This is a genomic window from Streptomyces sp. URMC 124, assembly GCF_051386455.1.
Lineage (GTDB): Bacteria > Actinomycetota > Actinomycetes > Streptomycetales > Streptomycetaceae > Streptomyces.
Genome location: NZ_JBPQTS010000149.1, coordinates 1 through 19,332, shown reverse-complemented (window position 1 = coordinate 19,332; position 19,332 = coordinate 1). Strand labels below are relative to the sequence as shown.

Below are 19,332 nucleotides of genomic sequence, written 5' to 3'. Positions count from 1 at the left end.
GTCATCCTCGACGAGGCGACCGCCCACCTCGACTCCACCTCCGAGGCCGCTCGTTCTTGAGGGTGGTTCGTTCGACTCGTTCTTGCGGCCGGTTCGTTCGACCGGTGTGCCTCCTCAGCGCACGGGCTCCGCCTCCCCGTCCGCCTTCGAGCGCTCGAACTGCGTGCGGTGCAGTTCCTCGTAGCGCCCGCCCGCGGCGAGCAGTTCGCTGTGGGTGCCGCGTTCGACGACGCGGCCGTCCTCGATGACGAGGATGAGGTCGGCCGCCCGTACGGTGGACAGCCGGTGGGCGATCACCACGGCGGTGCGGCCTTCCAGGGCCTCGGCCAGTGCTTCCTGGACGGCGGCCTCGGAGGTGGAGTCGAGGTGGGCGGTCGCCTCGTCGAGGATGACGACGCGCTGGCGGGCCAGCAGCAGGCGGGCGATGGTCAGGCGCTGCCGTTCGCCGCCGGAGAGACGGTAGCCGCGCTCGCCGACGACGGTGTCCAGACCGTCGGGCAGGGAGGCCACGAGCCCGTCGAGCCGGGCGCGCCGCAGGGCGTCCCAGACCTCTTCCTCCGTGGCCTCCGGCCGGGCGAGGAGGAGGTTGGCGCGGACGGTGTCGTGGAAGAGGTGGCCGTCCTGGGTGACCATGCCGAGCGTCTCGCGGATGGACGCGGCGCTCAGGTCGCGCACGTCGACGCCGCCGAGGCGTACGGTCCCGGCGTCGGCGTCGTAGAGCCGGGGAAGCAGCTGGGCGATGGTCGACTTGCCCGCGCCGGAGGAGCCGACGAGGGCCACCATCCGGCCCGGTTCGGCGCGGAAGGAGACGCCGTGCAGGACTTCGGTGCCGCCGCGGGTGTCCAGGCCGGCGACGTCCTCCAGGGAGGCGAGGGAGACCTTGTCGGCCGAGGGGTAGCCGAAGCGCACGTCGTCGAACTCGACCGAGACCGGCCCGTCCGGCACCCGCCGGGCCTGCGGCTTCTCGGCGATCAGCGGCTTGAGGTCGAGGATCTCGAAGACCCGCTCGAAGCTGACGAGGGCGCTCATCACCTCGACGCGGGCACCGGCGAGGGCGGTCAGCGGGGCGTAGAGGCGGGTGAGAAGCAGGGCGAGGGCGACAACGGCCCCCGGCTCCAGCCGGCCGTGCAGGGCGTAGTAGCCGCCGAGCCCGTAGACCAGGGCCAGCGCCAGGGCGGAGACGAGAGTGAGGGCGGTGATGAACGCCGACTGGGCCATGGCGGTGCGGACGCCGATGTCCCGCACCGCCCGGGCGCGGGAGGCGAACTCGGCCGACTCCTCCGAGGGCCGCCCGAAGAGCTTGACGAGGGTGGCGCCGGGCGCGGAGAACCGCTCGGTCATCTGGTTGCTCATCGCGGCGTTGTGCCCGGCGGCCTCGCGCTGCAGCCCGGCCATGCGCGCGCCCATCCTCCGGGCGGGCACGACGAACACCGGCAGCAGGGCGAGGGCGAGCAGTGTGATCTGCCAGGAGATGCTGAGCATCACGCCGAGCGTCAGGAGCAGGGTGACGGTGTTGGAGACGACGCCGGAGAGGGTGTTGCTGAAGGCCCGCTGGGCTCCGATGACGTCGTTGTTGAGCCGGCTGACGAGGGCGCCGGTGCGGGTGCGGGTGAAGAAGGCGACCGGCATCCGCTGGACGTGGTCGAAGACGGCGGTCCGCAGGTCGAGGATGAGCCCCTCGCCGAGGGTGGCGGAGAGCCAGCGCGTGAGCAGGCCCAGGCCGGCCTCGGCGACGGCGATCACGGCGATGAGGAGGGCGAGGCGGGTGACCGTGCCGGCGTCGTCGCCCCGCACGATGGCGCTGACGACCCGGCCCGCCAGGATCGGCGTGGCCACGGCGAGCAGCGCCATGGCCACGCTCAGGAGCAGAAACTGCGCGATTCTCCTGCGGTGCGGCCGCGCGAAGCCGCCGATGCGGCGCAGCGTGGCCCGGGAGAAGGGTCCCCGGCTCTCTTTGGCGTTCATCGCGTTGTGCAGCGATGACCACGCGGTGACTTCCATGCTCATGGGGGGCTCCTCCGGAGTCGTCGTATACCGACACGCTAGAACCTCAACCAAACTTGAGTTCAAGCGTGGCACCGGCGGGCCGGGAACGTCCGGGAGCGCGCGGGCTACGGACCGAGGAGCTGGGTCCTCGCCAGGTCGCGGTAGAGCGCGTCCTGAGCCAGCAGTTCGGCGTGGGTGCCCACCGCCCTGACGCGCCCGGCCTCCATGACCACGATCCGGTCCGCGGTGGTCACGGTGGAGAGCCGGTGGGCGATCACCAGGACGGTGGTGCGGCGGGCGGTGTCGGTGATGGTGTCGCGCAGCGCCGCCTCGTTGGCGGCGTCGAGCTGGGACGTGGCCTCGTCCAGCAGGAGCAGGCCGGGGCGGCGGAGCAGCGCGCGGGCGATGGCCAGGCGCTGCCGTTCGCCGCCTGACAGGCGGCTGCCGCGGTGGCCGACGTCGGTGTCCAGGCCGTCCGGGAGGCGCTCCGCGAGCAGGTCCAGGCGGGCCAGCCGCAGGACGCGGGCGAGCTCCGCGGGGCTCGGGTCGGGGGCGCCCAGCGTGAGGTTGTCGCGCAGGGTGCCGGCGAGGACGGGGACGTCCTGCTCCACGTAGCCGATGGACGCGCGGAGCCGGGCCAGCGGCCACTGGCGCACGTCCTCGCCGTCCAGGAGCACGCGGCCGGAATCCTGCTCGTAGAAGCGCTCGATCAGCGAGAAGACCGTGGTCTTGCCCGCGCCGGACGGCCCGACGAACGCGGTCAGGCCGCGCGCGGGCACGGTGAAGGAGACCCGGCGGTGGACGCGGGGCAGTCCCGGGCGGTACGCGAAGCTCACTTCGTCGAACGTGACGCCGAGGGGTGACCGGACGGCGCCCTCGCCCCCCGCCGCCACGCCCTCGGGGGCCGCGGGAGCCGCGGGCTCCTCCTGCTCCTTCGTCTCCAGCTGTTCGACCTCCAGCTGTTCGACCTCCAGCTGTTCGACCTGCGCGATGCGGACCGCGGCGGCGGATCCCACCTGGAACTGGCCGACGCCCTCGACCAGCTGGCCGATGCGCGGGGCGAGGGCGAAGAGGTAGAGCAGGAAGGCGACGAGCGTGGAGACCTCCGTCGCACCGGAGGTGACGCGCGCGCCGCCCACCCCGAGCACCACGAGGAAGCACACCTGGACGACCACCGCCGACGTCGTCGCCGATGCGGCCTCCCAGGCCGCGGCCCGGACTCCGGTGCGCCGGGCGCGTTCGGCCGCCCGGTGCAGCGCCTCGGACTCGCGCTGCTCGGCGCCGGACGCCTTGACGGTGCGGAAGGCGCCCAGCGCCCGCTCCAGCGCGGCCCCGATGCACCCCACCGCCTCCTGCGTGTGGCGGGTCGCGCGGCCGATCCGCGGGGCCACGAGCGCGACGACGACGCCGACGAAGGCGACCACGGCCAGGGTGACGGCCAGCAGGACGGCGTCGAGGAGGCCCATCATGACGACCGTCGCCGCGGTGACCAGGGTGCCGGTGACCGCCGCCGACACCGCCTGGGGCGCGGTCTGGCGCAGCAGCGTGGTGTCGGAGGTCACGCGGGATATCAGGTCGCCGGGCTCGGCACCTTCGACCACGGGCACGCGCAGCCGCAGGAGACGGTCCGTCAGCCGGCGGCGCGCGGTGCACACGACGGACTCGGCCGAGTGCTGGAGCACGTAGTACCCCAGCCCCGCGAGGACCGCCCCGGCCACCACCAGCAGGCTGAGCAGGAGGACGGGCCCGGCCGCCGGCGTTCCCCGTCCCATGTCGTCGACCACGCGCTTGGCGGCCAGGGGCTGGGCCAGGCCCATGACGCTGCCGACGAGTCCCAGGAGGACGCCCGCGGCCATGCGCCGGCGCTGCGGGCGCAGATGGCCCAGCAGGGCCCGCTGGGCCGGCCACGAGCGTCCCCGGCCCCCCGGCGCACCGGCCCCGGGGGGCGCTGCGGGGCCTGCCGGGGGAGTCTCCACGGAGGGCGGCGCGGTCACCGGCTCACTCCACCGTGAAGAAGCGCTGGAAGTAGTCGGCCGCGGCGCCTTCGCCGACGAGGACCCCTTCGGCCTCCACCCAGGCGTGCGCGGCGAACGGCGGCCGGTTGCGCACGCCCACGCACCACGTGGGCCAGTGGCCGTACCACCGGCAGAGCAGCACGGTGGCCAGGGAGCGGGGCAGGCACCCCTTGTGGCCCCCGGCGGCGAGGCTCACGGCGAGCACCGTCCGGCGCGCCGTGCTCGCCTCGGCGAGCGTGGCGGGCCGGGCGCCGCGCCGCAGCCTGCGCAGGACGGCCCGGATCCGGGCGGGCGGCTGGGTCGCCAGCAGGTGCGCGCAGGCGACGGCGAGCCGGGCCGCGCAGCGGCGGCCGAGCGGGATCGAGCGGGGGTGGTAGGGGATCGCTTCCGGTGTCGACATGGCGTGCCTCTTCGGTCGGGGAGGGCGGGCCCGCGGACGGCTGCCGCACGGCAGCTCGGCAGGGCAGCAGGACGACAAGGCAGCAGGGCGGCCTACGGGGTGAGCAGTCCTGCCGAGCACAGCTCGTCGACGATGCGGTGGACGTCCTCGCCGACCTCGGCGGCGTCGGCGCCGTCGTACTGGGCCGTGAGGAGCTCCGCCGCCCGTTCGAGGCCGTGTCCGTCCAGCACCGTCCGCAGGACGAGGGCGGCCGTCGGGTTGAGCGTCCAGTACTCGGCGCTCTGCTGGTCGAGCAGCGCGACGCCGTACTCGGTCTCGGTCATCAGGACACCGGGCTTGAGGGCAGGCACGGGTTCACGCCTCTCGGTCGGCGACGGGCAGGGACGTCATCTCCCGCGAGCGCAGCCACACTTCGCAGGCGACGGTGGGGTGGAGCCGGTAGCTCTCCGTCTCCGCGGTCAGGCCGCGGCGGCACCACTCGTGCAGCACCTTCCCGTCGGCCAGGCCGAGTCGCACCAGCCGGGAGTCCTCGCACAGGGCCAGCAGCGCCCGGCGGTTGCGGCGCAGCCCGGCCTCCTCCTCGAAGGTGGCGTTGGCCTTGGTGCTGCGGGTGCGGCCGGCCTCCGGCACGACGCCGCGCATGGCCTCGACGATGAGCGGCTTGTACCGCCAGGGGGTGATCCGCTCCTGGGGGCGGACGGCGAGGGCCGCCTCGACGACGCGGGTGTCGTAGTAGGGCGCGGAGACCGCGATGCCCAGGGGGGCGGCCATCTGCCCGATGTGGCGGACCCACTGGGAGATCCCGTCCATGGCGGCCAGTTCCCGGTGTTCGCCGCGGTCCCGGCCCCGGGGCCCGGCGGGGGTCCGGCGGGTGAGGATCAGTTCGCGTGCCGCCGCGACGGCGTCGGGCGTGGCCCAGGGCGGCATCCGGGGCGGAACGGCCCAGTCGAGCAACGGCTCGTCCACGGGGGCGGCCGGGCCGGTCAGGTCGCGGGCGAGGCGGTCGAGCCATGCCCCGTAGGGCCTGCGGTCCAGGAGCCGGCGCAGCACCGCTCCGCGGCTCCAGCGGTATTTGGCCGCGTACCCGCGTATCGCGTGGAGTGCGACGAAAGGGTGGGTGAGCAGCAGGGTGTGCAGGCGGGCGGGCGTGCCGGCCAGGAGTTCGTCCCCGCCCAGGCCCGTGAGGTGCAGGCCGGATCCGCGGGCCGCGGCCAGTTCCACGATGCCCATGCGGCGGTTGCGGTCGACCGTGATGATGCTGGGCGTGTCGAGGACGTCCCGGAGGGTGTCGATGCCGTCGAACGTCATGGCCACTTCGCCGGCCGACACGACGTGGTGCTCGACGCCGCCCAGCGCGCGCACGGTCCGCCGGGCCCAGTAGACGTCGTCGCCGGCCTCGTCGTGGACGGCGGCGGTGTAGGCGACGACGCGGGCGCCGCCGCGGGCCGCCGTGCAGCACACCGCCGTGGAGTCCAGGCCGCCCAGGTCGGACGAGACCAGGTCGCGCCCGCGGGTGCGGACGGCGACCGCTTCGGCGAGCGCTTCCCTCAGGTGCACGGCGCCCGCGGCGAGGGGGACGACGGGGTCGGGCGGTGACCACCACCGGGTGGTGCGGGCCCGGCCTTCGGCGTCGAGGGTCAGCCGGTGGCCTGCGGGCACGGCGTGCACTCCCTGCCACAGCGGATCGCCGTGCCAGGGATGGGGGACGGCCGAGACGAGCATTTCGAGGGCGACGCGGCGCGGGTCGAGGCCGGCGTCCACCAGCTCGGCGAGGACGTCGGCGCGGTCGGACGCCACGCTCACGGGCCGGCCGGGCGTCGCGGCCTCGGCGTGGAAGACGCGCCGCACGGCGACGACACCGCTCTCGATCCGGATCCGGCCGGAACAACTGGCCAGCAGGTGAAAGCTGCCGGCCCGGCCGGCGAGGCGGTCCAGCGCGGACGCCGAGGGGCTGCCGCTCGCCGAGGCGGCGGCCCGTTCGGCGTCGGCCGGCGTGACGGCGTGCTCCCCGATCACCGCGACCCGCACGTCCCGGTGCGCGCCCGTCACGGCCGTCTCCGGATCCCAGCGACCCACGATCCAGGGCCGTCCGGAGGCGTGGAGCAGGCTGCGGGAGGCGAAGGAGAGCGCTTTGGCGGCGGGGGCGGCCGCCGCGTCGTGGTCGGGCAGGACGACGAACCAGGAGGGCACGGACTGGAGCGACAGGGACTGATCCATGGAGGCGGCTTTCCGTCGGCGGTGTCCGGTGGCAGGAGGAACGGGGGGCGGCCGCCGGCCGCCGCCCGCTGTCAGGTCAGAGGACCTGCTTGCCGCCCAGGACGTCCTTCGGCCCGTTGTCCTTCAGGCCGGTGACCTTGCGGAAGCTGCCGGCCTTGGCGAGGGTGGGACGCTCGTACGTCATGATCGTTCTCCTTCTCGTTCGAGGACGATGGTGCGACTACGACAGGCGCCTGCTGCGGAGTCCATGGAAATCCGTACCGGATACCCGATCGGCGGACCCGCGGCACTCACCGTAAGTACGACAAGCACATCGTCACAACGCCTCAGCCCTGGCTATGGGGTCACGCCGGGGGCGCTCCTTTCCGCTTCGCCACGGGCGCACAACCCTCTGCGCCACCTGCGAAAACGGAAAATTCCGTGAGAAAAATCGTTAATCTTCCAGGGGTCTCACGCGCCTTCCGCCGGTTCCTTCCCGTGCCACACCGTGGTCACATTGCAGAATTCCTTGATGCCGTGGCCCGAGAGCTCACGTCCGTAACCCGAACGCTTGACCCCGCCGAACGGCAAGGCCGGATGCGAGGCCGTCATGCCGTTGAAGAAGACGCCTCCCGCCTCGATGTCCCGGGCGAAGCGTTCCTGCTCCGCCTCGTCCCGTGTCCAGACGTTCGAACTCAGACCGAAGGGCGTGTCGTTGGCCAGGTCGACGGCCTCCTCCACGCCGTGCACCCGGTAGACGGTGGCCACCGGGCCGAACGCCTCCTCGCGGTGGATGCGCATGTCGGGGGTGACGCCGGTGAGGACCGTCGGCTCGTAGAACCAGCCGCCGGGGTGCTCCTTCGGCCGCCGGCCGCCGCACAGGGCCGTCGCGCCCCGCCGTACGGCGTCGTCCACGAGCTCTTCGAGGTCGGCGCGCCCCTGTTCACTGGCCAGGGGGCCGACGTCGGTGCTCTCCTCCATGGGGTCGCCGACGGTCAGGGCGGCCATCCGGGCGGCGAAGGCTTCGAGGAAGGCGTCGTGGACGTCGGCGTGGACGATGAAGCGCTTGGCGGCGATGCACGACTGGCCGTTGTTCTGGACGCGGGCGGTGACCGCGGTCCGCACGGCGCGGTCGAGGTCGGCCGAGGGCATCACGACGTACGGGTCGCTGCCGCCCAGTTCGAGGACGGTCTTCTTCACCTCGTCACCGGCGATCGACGCGACCGAGCGCCCGGCGGGCTCGCTGCCGGTGAGCGTGGCCGCGGCGACCCTGGGGTCGCGCAGGATGCCCTCGACGGCCCGGGAACCCACGAGCAGGGTCTGGAAGCAGCCCTCGGGAAAACCCGCACGGCGGAAGAGGTCGCCGAGGTAGAGCGCGGTCTGCGGCACGTTCGAAGCGTGCTTGAGCAGGCCCACGTTGCCGGCCATGAGGGCGGGGGCGGCGAAGCGGATCACCTGCCACAGGGGGAAGTTCCACGGCATGACGGCGAGGACCACGCCCAGCGGGCGGTAGCGGACGCGGGCGAGCGCCGCCCCGGAGTCGTCGACCTCGGGCTGCGGCGGGTGCTCGTCCGCCAGCAGCTCCGCCGCGTTCGCGGCGTACCAGCGCATGGCCTTCACGCACTTCGCCGCCTCCGCGCGCGCGGCGGCCAGCGGCTTGCCCATTTCGGTGGTCATGGTGCGGGCGACGTCGTTCACGTCCTGCTCCAGGAGGTCCGCGGCCCGGTTCAGCAGGCGGGCCCGCTCGGCCGGGTCCGAAGTGCGGTAGCGGCGGAACGCCGAGGCGGCCGCGGCCAGGCACTGCTCGATCTCCTCGGCTCCCATCTCCTCGAACGTCCTGAGCGTCTCGCCGTTCGCGGGGTTCACCGTCGCGATGGGCATGGGTGCCCTCCTCAAGCTCGATGTCTCGGCCGGTCCCCCGTCCCGTACCACGCCGGGCGCGGGTCAATCCGGCGGCGGGAGCCGTTTGACCCATCCGGTGAGGGCCCGCTCAGCGGTACGGCCCTCACCCCGTCGTACGCTTCCCACCCCGTCGTGCGGCCGTCACCCCGTCGTACGGTCCCCCGCATCGTCCGCGACCCGCGGCTGACCGGGCAGCATCCGCAGCGCCCCCTGGGCCCCGCCGGCCGGCACCGCCCCCGCTCCGCCCTCCGCCGGATACGGGCACGGCAGGGCCCGGCAGCGGTACAGCCAGGCGACGGCGCAGCCGGAGGCCAGCCCGAAGGCCAGGCAGGCCACCCACGGCAGCCAGGCCCGCCCGGTCCGCTCGCCGACGTCCATCACCCAGCCGATCACGGCGTTGCCGCCGGCCGCCGTCGCCCCGGAGAGCACGTAGAACAGGCCGAAGTACGTCCCCGTCAGCCGCTCGCTGCCGAACCGCGGGATCAGCCCCAGCACCGGCGGGTAGGCGACCATCCCGCCGAAGTACAGCAGCAGCGAGGCGGAGACCATGACCAGGAGCCGCGGCACCACGTCGCCCGCGCCCCGGGGCGGCGCCGCGTCGCACACCAGCAGCGGCGGGACGAAGCCGAGCCCTATGACGGCGATCCCGGCCCCGACCCAGCGCATGCCTCCGCCCCGCTGCTCCAGGTTCCGGGTGATCCGGAACTGGAACAGCAGGTTGGCGACCGCCCCGGCGCTCAGCAGCAGCGCCTCGGCCCCGCCCCAGCCCGACGCCTGCTGCGCCCCGTCCGGCAGCAGCATGTAGAGCTGGTTCTCCATGATGAACATGCCGGTGGTGGCGAAGGCGAAGCACAGGAAACGGCGGTTGGCGAGCACTTCCCGCAGCTCCCGCAGGATGGGGTCGCGCCCCCTGTCGACCTCGCGTGCCGGCAGTACGAACGCCTGAGCGACCGTCAGCACGGCGAACAGCCCGGCCGCCGTGAGGGCACAGATCCGGAAGTCGGTCAGGTAGAGCACGCTGCCGACGAGGAGCCCGAGGAGCGAGCCGATCGTCGCGAAGACGTTGAGCAGGGCGAACGCCTCGGCCTTGCGCTCGCCCGACTCGTGCGAGACGTAGGAGCGGACGGCCGGGTAGAACAGCGCGGCGGCGAGGCCGCTGATACCGGAGGCGGCGAGCAGCAGCGGCAGGGAGTTACCGAAGGAGAAGAGTGTGAAGCCGACGGTCCGCAGGGCGCATCCGGCGATGATGACCGCGCGCGGCCCGAGCCGGTCGGCCGCCGTGCCGCCGATGATGTACATGCCCTGCTGGCTGAGGTTGCGCACTCCGAGGACCAGCCCGACGACGGCCGCCGACATTCCGAGGTCGTGCCCGATATAGGTGGCGAGAAAGGGAATGAGCAGATAGAAACCGGCATCGATGCCGCACTGGTTGATGAATAGCAATCGCAATGCGAGAGGGCACTCGCGGACCGCGCGAAGAGTTCTCATGTGCGTCCCTGCAGTCTGCCCGAGCGAGGGGACGTCATGGGGTCCGGCCCGGGTCGGAGCCGGTACGCCCCAGCGAATGGCTCGTCAGCCCGGTTCCCACACACGGGAGCAGACGCACTCGGTGACTTGGCGAAGCTGCCGATCATATGCTTGGGTCGGCCTGTGCCCGGCAGCTCCCCGGCCGTGCTCGGAAGGATACTCAGCGGATACGTTAGCAAAGTCGTCCTGTTATCAACAGGGTGAGATTCCGGTTCTGCGGCAGCGCCCGGGGCACACCGGCACAAGGGAATTGCGCCCGGCTCTCCCTTCGAGAGCTGGAACTCTCGTGCCCCGATATTCCGTTCACGTTCCCGTGCCGTCGCGGCCGCTCGCACCTTCGCCGGCCCGCCGGATCGGCGGCCGCGGCCCACCACTCCCCCGGGGCAACCGGCCTTCCCCCGCAGGGGTGAAAACCGCGACTGAATTCCCGTAAACAGAACACGGATTCTCCGCCGAATCCATTCTTCAGACCACAGCCCGCCCGAAGATGCCGAAACTCCCACGTGCCGCGGGCAACTTCGCGACGATGTCCGTATGAACGACCGGAACTTCTTGGAGCGCACCAAGCAGTTCGCGCTCTACCTGGCCGAGCTTCAGACCAGCCTCGATCCGGAGTCCTACGCCCTGCTGCTGCGGGTGCTGAAGGGATTCAACGAGGCGATCCTGCACCGGGAGCGCGGGGTCGACATTCCCTTCTCCCCACGCGAAAAAGAGTTGTTCACACCTGAGTTCGGCCGGGTCCTCACCCGGCTCGCCGGATTCCTCGGGCCGCACGGCATGCACGTCGTGGTCGGCACCGACGGCGCCCCGGGCGCACCCGCGGCCTCCGGACCGCCGGGCGGCACGGGCCCCGGCGAGCACGACCGGCGGGAGGTCGACGCCATCGCCCGGGCGAGTGGCATGCGCCCGTAAGCACCCCGCGCATCGTCTACAGTCTCGTCCGCCGTCCGCAGGGCCGCGGGCGGCGGGGCCACCGCCCCGACGCCGATCATGGGAGGCCACGCCCTCGTGCCCGCATCGCCCACCGCCGACCTGGCCGTCAACCTCCTCGACGCCTCCTCCCTGCTGACCTCCTTCGGCGCCCTCGGCATCGCCGTGGTGATGTTCGCCGAGACCGGCCTGCTGATCGGCTTCTTCCTGCCCGGCGACTCCCTGCTCTTCACCGCGGGGCTGCTCGCCCGCAGCGGGGCCCACTCCGGACCGCACCTGGACCTCGTGCAGGTGCTCGCCGCCTCCGTGACCGGTGCCCTCGTCGGCGCCCAGGTCGGCTTCGTCCTCGGCCGGCGCGGCGGGCGGGCGCTCCTGACCCACTCCCGCAGCCGCAAGCTGCACGAGGGCGCCGAGCGCGCCGAGGAGCTGCTCGCGCGCTACGGCCACGCCCGTGCCATCGTCCTCGCCCGCTTCGTCCCCGTGGTGCGCACCGTCCTCAACCCCCTCGCCGGGGCTCTGGGCGTCGCCCCCCGCACCTTCGCCCTCTGGCAGGTGACCGGCGGCCTGGTGTGGACCGTGGGGCTCGTCCTCGCCGGCTACGGACTGGGCTCGGTCGTGCCCGACATCGACCGCTACCTGCTTCCCGTGGTCGGTGCCGTCGTCGCGCTGTCGCTGCTGCCCGTCGGTCTCGAACTGCTGCGCGGCCGCGCGCGGCGCCGGGCCGTCACGCCGGAGGCCAGCCCTGCTCCCGCACCCAGCGCCCGGCAAGAGCCGTGAACGCCCGCGCCGCGGCGCTGCGGTAGCCCGCCTCCCGGCACAGCAGCGTGACGGTGCGCGCGGGCAGCGGCGGCCGGACCGGCACGGGGTGCAGCCGCCCGGACCCGCCGGTCACGGCCTCGGGCAGTACGGTCGCCAGCGCGCTCCTGCCGACGATCTCGGTGAGCCCGTTGACCGAGTCGGCCTCGACGGCGATGCGCGGCGTGACGCCGTGCTCGGCGAGGAAGGCGTCGACGTGGCCCCGGGTGGCGAAGTCGCGGCTGAGGAGGGCGAGCGGGTGGTCGCCGAGCTCGCCCGCCGGGAGGGGCTCGCCGCGGCCCGCGCAGGGGTGATCCGGCCCGACGACGAGGCCGAGCGTCTCGGTGAACAGTCCGGTGCCGGCGACGCCCGGCAGGTGCGCGCCGCTGAAGGCGATGCCCAGGTCCAGCTCGTCGGCCAGGAGGGCCGCTTCGATGCGGTCCTGCGCCATCTCGCGGAGGTCCAGGGCGATCCCGGCGTGCCGGGCGTGGAACTCCGCGACGAGCGGTCCGATCAGATACGCGGTGAACGTCGGCGTAGCGGCCAGCCGCAGGCTGCCCCGCGAGAGGTCCTGCACGTCGAGCACCGCGCGCTCGCCCGCCGCGAGGTCCTGCAGGGCGTGGCGGGCGTAGCGGGTGTACGCCTCGCCCGCGTCGGTGAGGCGCACGGTGCGTCCGGACCGGTCGAGCAGCTGGACCCCGAGAGACCGCTCCAGCTGCTTGATCTGCTGGGACAGCGTCGGCTGCGAGACGTGCAGGGCCTCCGCGGCGCGAGTGAAGTTCGCGTGCTCGGCGACGGCCAGCAGGTACCGGAGGTGGCGCAGTTCCATGCCCGCAACTATAGGCAGTACGGATGACGGCTACGGATCACACCCGGGGCCGCCTATGGGAGTGCGAGGAGTGCAACACGTCTCCCGACCGGCCGGGCGGAGCGCCCCCGCTCAGTGCTCCCCGATCCCCGCGAACCACGTGGCCCCGGCGTCCATCGCGTGCTTGATGCGCCGCACCGCGAACTCCTGCATCGGCGGCAGGGCGTCCGGCTCGAACCAGCCCACTTCCAGGGATTCGTCGTCGTTGACGCACGCCTCGCCGTCCACTGCACGGCACAGGAAACAGGTGTCCATGAACTGACAGACGTCGCCGTTGGGGTAGGTGACGGGGTCGAGCGCCTCCACCACCAGGACGCGCTCCGCCACGCAGCGGACGGCCGTCTCCTCGTACACCTCGCGCACGATGGCCGCCGCGGGTTGCTCGCCGGGATCGGGGATGCCGCCGATGATCGCCCACTGCCCGTTGTCCGAGCGGCGGCCGAGGAGCACACGGCCCTCGGCGTCGAGGACCACGGCACTGACGCCGGGGATCCAAAGGAGCTGATGACCCGCGGTCGCGCGCAGGTTCCGGATGAAATCGGGGGTGGGCATAGGCAGGAGCCTAGTGGTCCCCGCAGGCCTGTCCTTCACCCAGGTGGCCGCATGGACGGCGGAAAAACCCCAGTTCAGGGCGGGGTCAGGCCGGAGCTTTGCGCCCGGGGGCGAGCCTCAGGGCCTCACGGATCACCCGTACGGCGGACTCGGCGTCGTCGACCGTGACCGTGAACGTCCGTCCGTCGCCCAGGCGCAGCACGAATCCTTCGCCGCGCCGCACCACGACGGCCGTGCCCTTCTCCGGACGCCAGCGGTAGCCCCAGCCGCCCCACTGCCGCGGCGTGACGCGGGGGGCGAAGTCGGCGTCGACCACATGGGCGAGCGGAATGCGGGTGCGCGGCACGCCGATGTGCCCGCAGCGCACCTCGAGCGCTTCACCGTCGACCCGTACGGCCACGTGGACGAACGCCAGCGTGCCGTAGAGCATCAGCAGCCCGGCGGCGACGCAGCCGACGACCGCCATGACGAGAGGGGCCAGACCTGAGGTCCACGCGCTGTCGACGGCCAGCTCGACGCCGAGCGCCAGGCAGGCGGCGCCGGCTGCGGCGAGCAGCCACTGGACGCGGTTCGTCGCGCGACCCGTCCAGACGGCGAGATCCTCGGCGCCGTCGGCCGGGGAAGGGGGTCCGGCCGCGCCTGTCTTCTCGTCGCCCTCGTGGCCCTGCGGGCCCTTGGAATGGTCCCTCATACCAGGCAGCCTACTCACCTTCCGCCACCGCGGCAGGGGTGATGCACCGACCGCACCGGATCGGGTGGTCAGGGGCGCGCGGCGGCGGCCTCCAGGAGGGAACGCCCCTCGGGGTAGGTCAGGGAGGCGGCCTCCATGGCCGCCTCGCGGCCGCCGAGCAGCACCGTCAGGCGCCCGGACGGTTCGGCGTCGGGGGCGGGAGCGGCCCCGATCCGGCGCAGCGCCTGGGCCGCGACGGCCTCCGCCGAGCCGTAGAGAGTGAGCTGCCCCACCGTCGGCGACAGCCGGGGCTGGACGGCGGCGCGAATGCGCTCCGCGACGAGCTCGTAATGGGTGCAGCCCAGGACGACGCTTCTTACATTGCGGGGCGTGAGCGCTGCCGCCGCTGCGATCGCCGCGTCCGCGGCCGCCATGTCGGCGTGCTGGACGGCGTCGGCCAGACCCGGGCAGGGCACCTCCGTGACCTCGACACCGGCCGCGAAGTCCCGGATCAGGCCGCGCTGGTACGGGCTGCCGGTCGTGACCGGCGTGGCCCAGATCGCCACGGGACCGCCGGCCGCCGCCGCGGGCTTGATCGCCGGCACGGTGCCGATGACCGGCAGGTCCGGCTCCAGCTCCGCCCTTATCGCCGCCAGCGCGTACACCGACGCGGTGTTGCAGGCGACGATCAGTGCGTCGGGGCCCCGCTCGGCCGCGGCCCGGGCACAGCCCAGGGCGCGCGCGATGACGTCCTCGGGCGTACGGGGGCCCCACGGCATGCTGGCGGGGTCGGAGGAGAGGACCAGATCGGCATCGGGCCGCAGCCGGTGCACAGTGGCGGCCGCCGCCAGCAGCCCGTTGCCGGAGTCCATGAGCGCGATCTTCACCCGGTCACTTTAATCGATGGCCGGAGGTTGGCGGCCCGCCGGGCGCCGGACCCGGCCACAACCTGGCCGCGGCCCCTCCCGTCCGCCCCGGCCGGGTTCGCTCCGTTTCCCCTTGCGAGAGCCCTGCGTGCGGCAGACTGCAGCGGATGAGCGCGCTGACTTGGATCACTGTGGGTTCCCTGGCCGCGTGGGCGTGGCTGCTGCTGGGCCAGGGCTTCTTCTGGCGGACGGACGTCAGGCTGCCCGGGCGCACACCGCCCGCGGAATGGCCCTCGGTCGCGATCGTGGTGCCCGCCCGGGACGAGGCCGAAGTCCTCCCCGCGAGCCTCCCCTCGCTCCTCGCCCAGGACTACCCGGGCCGGGCCGAGGTCTTCCTGGTGGACGACGGCAGCTCCGACGGCACCGGCGAACTGGCCCGGGCCCTGGCGGCCGAGCACGGCGGACTGCCGCTGACCGTGGACTCCCCGGGGGAGCCCGGGCCGGGCTGGACGGGGAAGCTGTGGGCGGTGCGGCACGGCATGGCCCTCGCCCGGGCCCGTACCGACGCCGAGTACCTGCTGCTCACCGACGCCGACATCGCGCACGCACCGGACAGCCTGCGCGAGCTCGTCTCGGCGGCGCGGTCGGGCGGCCTGGACCTCGTCTCGCAGATGGCCCGGCTGCGGGTGGCGACCGTCTGGGAGCGGCTGATCGTGCCGGCCTTCGTCTACTTCTTCGCGCAGCTGTACCCGTTCCGCCGGATCAACCGCCCGGGTGCCCGGACGACCGCGGCCGCCGGCGGCTGCGTGCTCCTGCGCCGGGAGGCGGCCGAGCGGGCCGGGGTCCCCGACAGCATCCGCCAGGCCGTGATCGACGACGTGACGCTCGCGCGGGCCGTGCGGCGCACGGGTGGCCGGATCTGGCTGGGGCTCGCGGACCGCGTGGACAGCGTGCGGCCGTATCCGCGCCTCGGGCAGCTGTGGCGGATGGTCTCCCGCAGCGCGTACGCACAGCTGCGCCACAACCCGCTGCTGCTGGCCGGGACGGTCGCCGGGCTGGCCGTGGTCTACCTGGCTCCGCCCGTGGCCGTGGTGGCCGGCGCCCTGACCGGCCGGGCCCTCCCGCTGGCCGCGGGCGCCGCCGCCTGGGCGGTGATGGCCGGAACGTACGTGCCGATGCTGCGCTACTACCGGCAGCCGCTCCTGCTGGCGCCCCTGCTGCCGTTCACCGCCCTGCTCTACCTGCTGATGACCGTGGACTCCGCGGTGCAGCACTACCGGGGCCGGGGCGCGGCGTGGAAGGGGCGGACCTACGCCCGCCCCGAGGCCGCGCCCTGAGCGGCCCCGCCGGTCACTTGCGGCCCGGCGTCCAGTTCATGCCCCAGCCGTACGCGCGGTCGAGCGTGCGCTGCGGGCTGACCCCGCGGTCCGGCACCAGGTAGCGGGCCTCGCGCTGGACGACGAGGTCCCCGCCGTTGTTGGTGATGAGGGCCAGCGCGCAGGTGTTGGAGAGCACGGTGCACTCGTCGAGCGAGAAGTCGACGGGCGCGCCGTACTGCGGCTGCAGCGTGACCGTGGCGTGGAGCCCGGCGAAGCTCCGGGCGCCCTCGTAGATCGTCACGAAGACGAGGATCCGCCGGAAGTCCTGGATGTGGTCGAGGTTGACGGTGAGGTTCTCACCGGCCTCGACCGCGCCCGTGCGGTCGTCGCCGTCGAGGTGGATGAACGGCGGGCTGTGCAGCGACCCGAAGGAGTTGCCCAGGGCCTGCACCACGCCCTTGCTGCCGTCGCGCAGCTCGTACAGGGCGCCGAGGTCGAGGTCCAGGTCCGAGTGCATGGCCATGGCCTTGCCGAACTTGTGGGCCCACCCCTTGAACTGCTTCTGCACGCCCCAGTTGAGGTTGACGCGCAGCGAGCCGGACGTGCCGCCCTGCTTGGTCAGCGAGACCGTCGGCGCCTCCTTGGTGAGCGTGACCTTCGTCAGGCGCACGGGCTGCGGCGCGGGTGCGGCGGGCGTCGGAGCCGGGACGGAGGCCGCCTGGGGCTCGTCGACGCTGATGCCGAAGTCCGTCGCCAGGCCCTCCAGACCGCTGCTGTAGCCCTGGCCCACCGCCCGGAACTTCCACTCGCCCTGGCGGCGGTAGAGCTCGCCCAGGACGAAGGCCGTCTCGACCGTGGCGTCGGTGCTGTCGAAGCGCGCGAGCTCCGTGCCGGCGGACGCGTCCGTGACGCGGATGTACAGGCCGGGCACCCGCCCGAAGGTGCCGCCGTCGGCCGAGGCGGCGAGCACCACGGTCTCGACGGCGGGTTCGATCGCGGCGAGGTCCACGGTGAGGCTGTCGGTCGTCACCCCGGCGCCCGCAGGCCGCTTGCCCTCGTGACGGACAGCGCCCGACGGGTGCACCGCCTGGTTGTAGAAGACGAAATCCGCGTCCGAGCGGACCCGCCCGCCCACGAGCAGCAGGGCGGAGGCGTCGACGTCCGGCACCCCGGCGGCCGCGTGCCACCCCAGCTCGACCCGCACCGCCGGCGCCGGAATCCGGACGTTGGCGCCTTTCATCATCCCCATGCTCCACCCCTATGGACGGTCTCTTGCTTGCAGGGACAACGTACCGTGACAGCGGTTCGTCCCTGCTTGGCAAGGATCAGGAGGGTTTGGGGCCCGGGGCGTGGGTGGCCGGTGGAGGCTGCGGCCGGGTGGCCGGGGGGTGATGCGTGGGGGCCTCGGGCTTGGCGGCGGTCGGCGCTACGGGCTTCGCGGCGGTGGGCCCGACGGGTTTCGCAGCCGTGGGCGTCACCGGCTTGGCCGCCGTCGGCGCCACGGGCTTCGCGGCGGTCGGCGTGACCGGCTTGACCGCGGTCGGGGTCACCGGCTTGACCGCGGTCGGTGTGGCGGGGCGCGCGGCTGTGGGCGTCACAGGGCGGGCAGCCGTGGGCGTCACCGGCTTCACCGCCGTCGGGGTCACCGGCTTGGGGGCGGTCGGCGTGACCGGCTTGGACGTCGTGGGCGGCACGACCGCCCGCGAGGCCGTGGGCGTCGGAACCGGAGGCTTCGTCCGCGAGGCCGTCGGCCCCCCGGTTCCGGGTCCCGTACTGCCCGGCTTGCCCGACTTCGACGGGCCGCCCGAGCGCGTCCCGCCACCCGGCCCCGTGGGCGAGCCGGTGCCCGGCACTCCCCTCGCCGAAGAGCTGTCCGACGGCTCGCCGGAGCCGGTGGAGGACGAGCCCGAGGACGAGCCGGAAGACGAGCCGGAGGACGAGCCCGTACCGGGCGATCCGGCCGACGGGGACGAGGACTTGCCCTGCCCGCCGGGCGACCCCGGCGTCCCGCCCGTGCCCGAGGTGGGGCGCGTCTTCGGCGGATCCCACCGGAAGGGCTTGCTGTCCTTGCTGCCGTCGCTGCCGACGCCGCGGTCGAAGGCCTTGTCGCCCTGGAAGGGGTCGACCAGAGGCAGTTCCTTCACCGGGCCCTGCTCCTTCGTGCGGGCCTTGATGACCGTGACCTCCGTGGCGGTGAACGACTTCCAGCGGGTTCCCGAGTACGACGCGGCCTTCACGTCCACGCCGCGGTCCGGCTCCGCCAGCGGATTGCCGCAATTGCACTTGACGGCGGGCGAGGTGTACTCGTCGACGAGGACGAGCACACCCTTCTGCAGCACCGAGAGGTACTCGGCGGCCTCGCCGTCCCGGAAGTCGTGGTTCTTGACGAGCGTGTCGAACTCCAGTGAGGTCTCGGTGAGTTTGTTGATGTACTCGCCGATGCTGCCCTCGTCGATCTCCTTGACCGCGGCCCAGGCCCGGGCTTTCTCGGGGTCCTCGGTGATCTGCTTGATGAGCGAGGCCTTGTCGCAGCGCGTGGTGCCCGGGACGCCGCCGAACGCGCCCCGGTCGTCGCCCTGCCACTCGCCCCCGCCGGGGGAGGCCGAGACGACGCCCCGCAGGTCGGTGTCCGCGTGCTCGGCGAAGGGGAAGGCGCCGGCCTCCCCCACCGCCTCCAGGACGAGTTGCAGTTTCGTCCCGCCTCCCGAGGAACCGCACCCGGCGAGGCTCGCCCCGCCTATGAGCGCCGGCACGGTGAAGAGGACGACGGCCCGGATCCGGCGGCGCCGTGACGGCGCGCGCCGGGCGTCGGGCCGGGCGGATGCGCGCCGCCTCTCCCGGAACTGATCGGACACCAGCCGCATGTGCATACCCCCGAAAGCCGGTCGTGTTCTTGTCGTCTTCTTGTCGTCGTCAGCGTGTTGCGCACTTCGTGACCCAGCCCCCGTTGCACGTGCCGGGCGGGTTCTTGGTGGGTTCGGTGGTCGGATAGGTCGGTTGGTCCGTCGCGTGACCCGACGGGCTGGGGCGGGGTGACGGGGTTTCAGGCTCGCCGGACTCTTCGGGAGCGCCGGACTCGCCGGTGCCGCCCGAGCCGTCGGGGGCAGGAGAGTTGTCCGCGGGTCCGGTGGTCTCCGTGGTCCCTCCGCCGGGCTGCCGGCCGTTGTCCGGATCCCCCGGCCCGCCGGCGGCAAGGATCCCGGCCACGGTGCCGCCGACGATGAGCAGCAGGGCCAGCAGCGGACCCAGGTAGACGGGCCAGCCGCGGCGGGACGGAACCGCGGGGCCGGGGGCAGGGGACGGACC

At 73.5% G+C, this 19,332-nt stretch carries 17 protein-coding genes and 1 pseudogene; 3 read left to right on the top strand and 15 right to left on the bottom strand.

What is annotated here, in order from left to right; translation table 11 throughout:
- Window positions 1–114 precede the first annotated feature (114 nt).
- From ACSNOG_RS25885 to ACSNOG_RS25850, 8 genes are all read right to left on the bottom strand, one after another.
- Window positions 115–2,007, bottom strand: a complete 1,893-nt coding sequence (locus ACSNOG_RS25885) for an ABC transporter ATP-binding protein (RefSeq protein ID WP_436755114.1) — start codon at window positions 2,005–2,007, stop codon at window positions 115–117.
- A gap of 104 nt (window positions 2,008–2,111) precedes the next feature.
- On the bottom strand, window positions 2,112–3,842 hold the full coding sequence (locus ACSNOG_RS25880; protein WP_436755115.1) for an ABC transporter ATP-binding protein: 1,731 nt from the start codon (window positions 3,840–3,842) through the stop codon (window positions 2,112–2,114).
- 142 nt (window positions 3,843–3,984) lie between these two features.
- The gene (locus ACSNOG_RS25875) at window positions 3,985–4,401 is read right to left on the bottom strand and encodes a lasso peptide biosynthesis B2 protein (RefSeq protein WP_436755113.1); all 417 of its coding nucleotides are present in this window, start codon (window positions 4,399–4,401) and stop codon (window positions 3,985–3,987) included.
- A gap of 92 nt (window positions 4,402–4,493) precedes the next feature.
- Window positions 4,494–4,751, bottom strand: a complete 258-nt coding sequence (locus ACSNOG_RS25870; protein ID WP_436755112.1) for a lasso peptide biosynthesis PqqD family chaperone — start codon at window positions 4,749–4,751, stop codon at window positions 4,494–4,496.
- Window positions 4,752–4,755: 4 nt separating this feature from the next.
- The gene (locus ACSNOG_RS25865) at window positions 4,756–6,618 is read right to left on the bottom strand and encodes a lasso peptide isopeptide bond-forming cyclase (RefSeq protein ID WP_436755111.1); all 1,863 of its coding nucleotides are present in this window, start codon (window positions 6,616–6,618) and stop codon (window positions 4,756–4,758) included.
- A gap of 76 nt (window positions 6,619–6,694) precedes the next feature.
- The gene (locus tag ACSNOG_RS25860; protein WP_168092546.1) at window positions 6,695–6,802 is read right to left on the bottom strand and encodes a keywimysin-related RiPP; all 108 of its coding nucleotides are present in this window, start codon (window positions 6,800–6,802) and stop codon (window positions 6,695–6,697) included.
- Window positions 6,803–7,068: 266 nt separating this feature from the next.
- Window positions 7,069–8,478, bottom strand: coding sequence for an NADP-dependent succinic semialdehyde dehydrogenase (locus ACSNOG_RS25855; protein WP_436755110.1), 1,410 nt, complete (start codon window positions 8,476–8,478; stop codon window positions 7,069–7,071).
- Window positions 8,479–8,640: 162 nt separating this feature from the next.
- Entirely contained in the window at window positions 8,641–9,987 is a 1,347-nt protein-coding gene (locus ACSNOG_RS25850; RefSeq protein ID WP_436755109.1) for an MFS transporter, read from the bottom strand.
- A 573-nt stretch (window positions 9,988–10,560) separates the two neighbouring features.
- Here ACSNOG_RS25850 and ACSNOG_RS25845 point away from each other — a divergent pair.
- Together ACSNOG_RS25845 and ACSNOG_RS25840 are read left to right on the top strand one after the other, a co-directional pair.
- Complete coding sequence (locus ACSNOG_RS25845; protein ID WP_436755108.1) at window positions 10,561–10,938, top strand: hypothetical protein; 378 nt, start codon at window positions 10,561–10,563, stop codon at window positions 10,936–10,938.
- A gap of 78 nt (window positions 10,939–11,016) precedes the next feature.
- Window positions 11,017–11,733, top strand: a complete 717-nt coding sequence (locus ACSNOG_RS25840; protein ID WP_436755107.1) for a DedA family protein — start codon at window positions 11,017–11,019, stop codon at window positions 11,731–11,733.
- Here the strand turns inward: ACSNOG_RS25840 and cynR are convergent.
- The 4 genes from cynR to ACSNOG_RS25820 form a co-directional block, all read right to left on the bottom strand.
- Window positions 11,681–12,580, bottom strand: a complete 900-nt coding sequence (cynR, locus tag ACSNOG_RS25835; RefSeq protein WP_436755106.1) for a transcriptional regulator CynR — start codon at window positions 12,578–12,580, stop codon at window positions 11,681–11,683. The two genes, ACSNOG_RS25840 and cynR, sit on opposite strands and share 53 nt — an antisense overlap.
- A 111-nt stretch (window positions 12,581–12,691) precedes the next feature.
- Window positions 12,692–13,171: an NUDIX hydrolase gene (locus ACSNOG_RS25830; RefSeq protein ID WP_436755105.1), complete on the bottom strand. Its 480-nt coding sequence runs from the start codon at window positions 13,169–13,171 to the stop codon at window positions 12,692–12,694.
- 85 nt (window positions 13,172–13,256) lie between these two features.
- Complete coding sequence (locus ACSNOG_RS25825) at window positions 13,257–13,862, bottom strand: hypothetical protein (protein ID WP_436755104.1); 606 nt, start codon at window positions 13,860–13,862, stop codon at window positions 13,257–13,259.
- Window positions 13,863–13,930: 68 nt separating this feature from the next.
- A complete protein-coding gene (locus ACSNOG_RS25820; protein WP_436755103.1) occupies window positions 13,931–14,728 on the bottom strand; it encodes a glutamate racemase in 798 nt (265 codons plus the stop codon).
- 146 nt (window positions 14,729–14,874) lie between these two features.
- Between ACSNOG_RS25820 and ACSNOG_RS25815 the strand changes: the two genes are divergently transcribed.
- Window positions 14,875–16,044: a glycosyltransferase gene (locus ACSNOG_RS25815; protein WP_436755102.1), complete on the top strand. Its 1,170-nt coding sequence runs from the start codon at window positions 14,875–14,877 to the stop codon at window positions 16,042–16,044.
- Between the two features lie 13 nt (window positions 16,045–16,057).
- Here the strand turns inward: ACSNOG_RS25815 and ACSNOG_RS25810 are convergent, their stop codons facing one another.
- The 3 genes and pseudogenes from ACSNOG_RS25810 to ACSNOG_RS25800 form a co-directional block, all read right to left on the bottom strand.
- Window positions 16,058–17,275, bottom strand: coding sequence for a TerD family protein (locus tag ACSNOG_RS25810; protein WP_436755101.1), 1,218 nt, complete (start codon window positions 17,273–17,275; stop codon window positions 16,058–16,060).
- 76 nt (window positions 17,276–17,351) lie between these two features.
- Window positions 17,352–18,881 (bottom strand): DUF6777 domain-containing protein, encoded by a 1,530-nt coding sequence (locus ACSNOG_RS25805; protein ID WP_436755100.1) that lies wholly within the window; start codon window positions 18,879–18,881, stop codon window positions 17,352–17,354.
- A 58-nt stretch (window positions 18,882–18,939) separates the two neighbouring features.
- A pseudogene (locus tag ACSNOG_RS25800) lies at window positions 18,940–19,332 on the bottom strand (hypothetical protein); the annotation flags it as partial.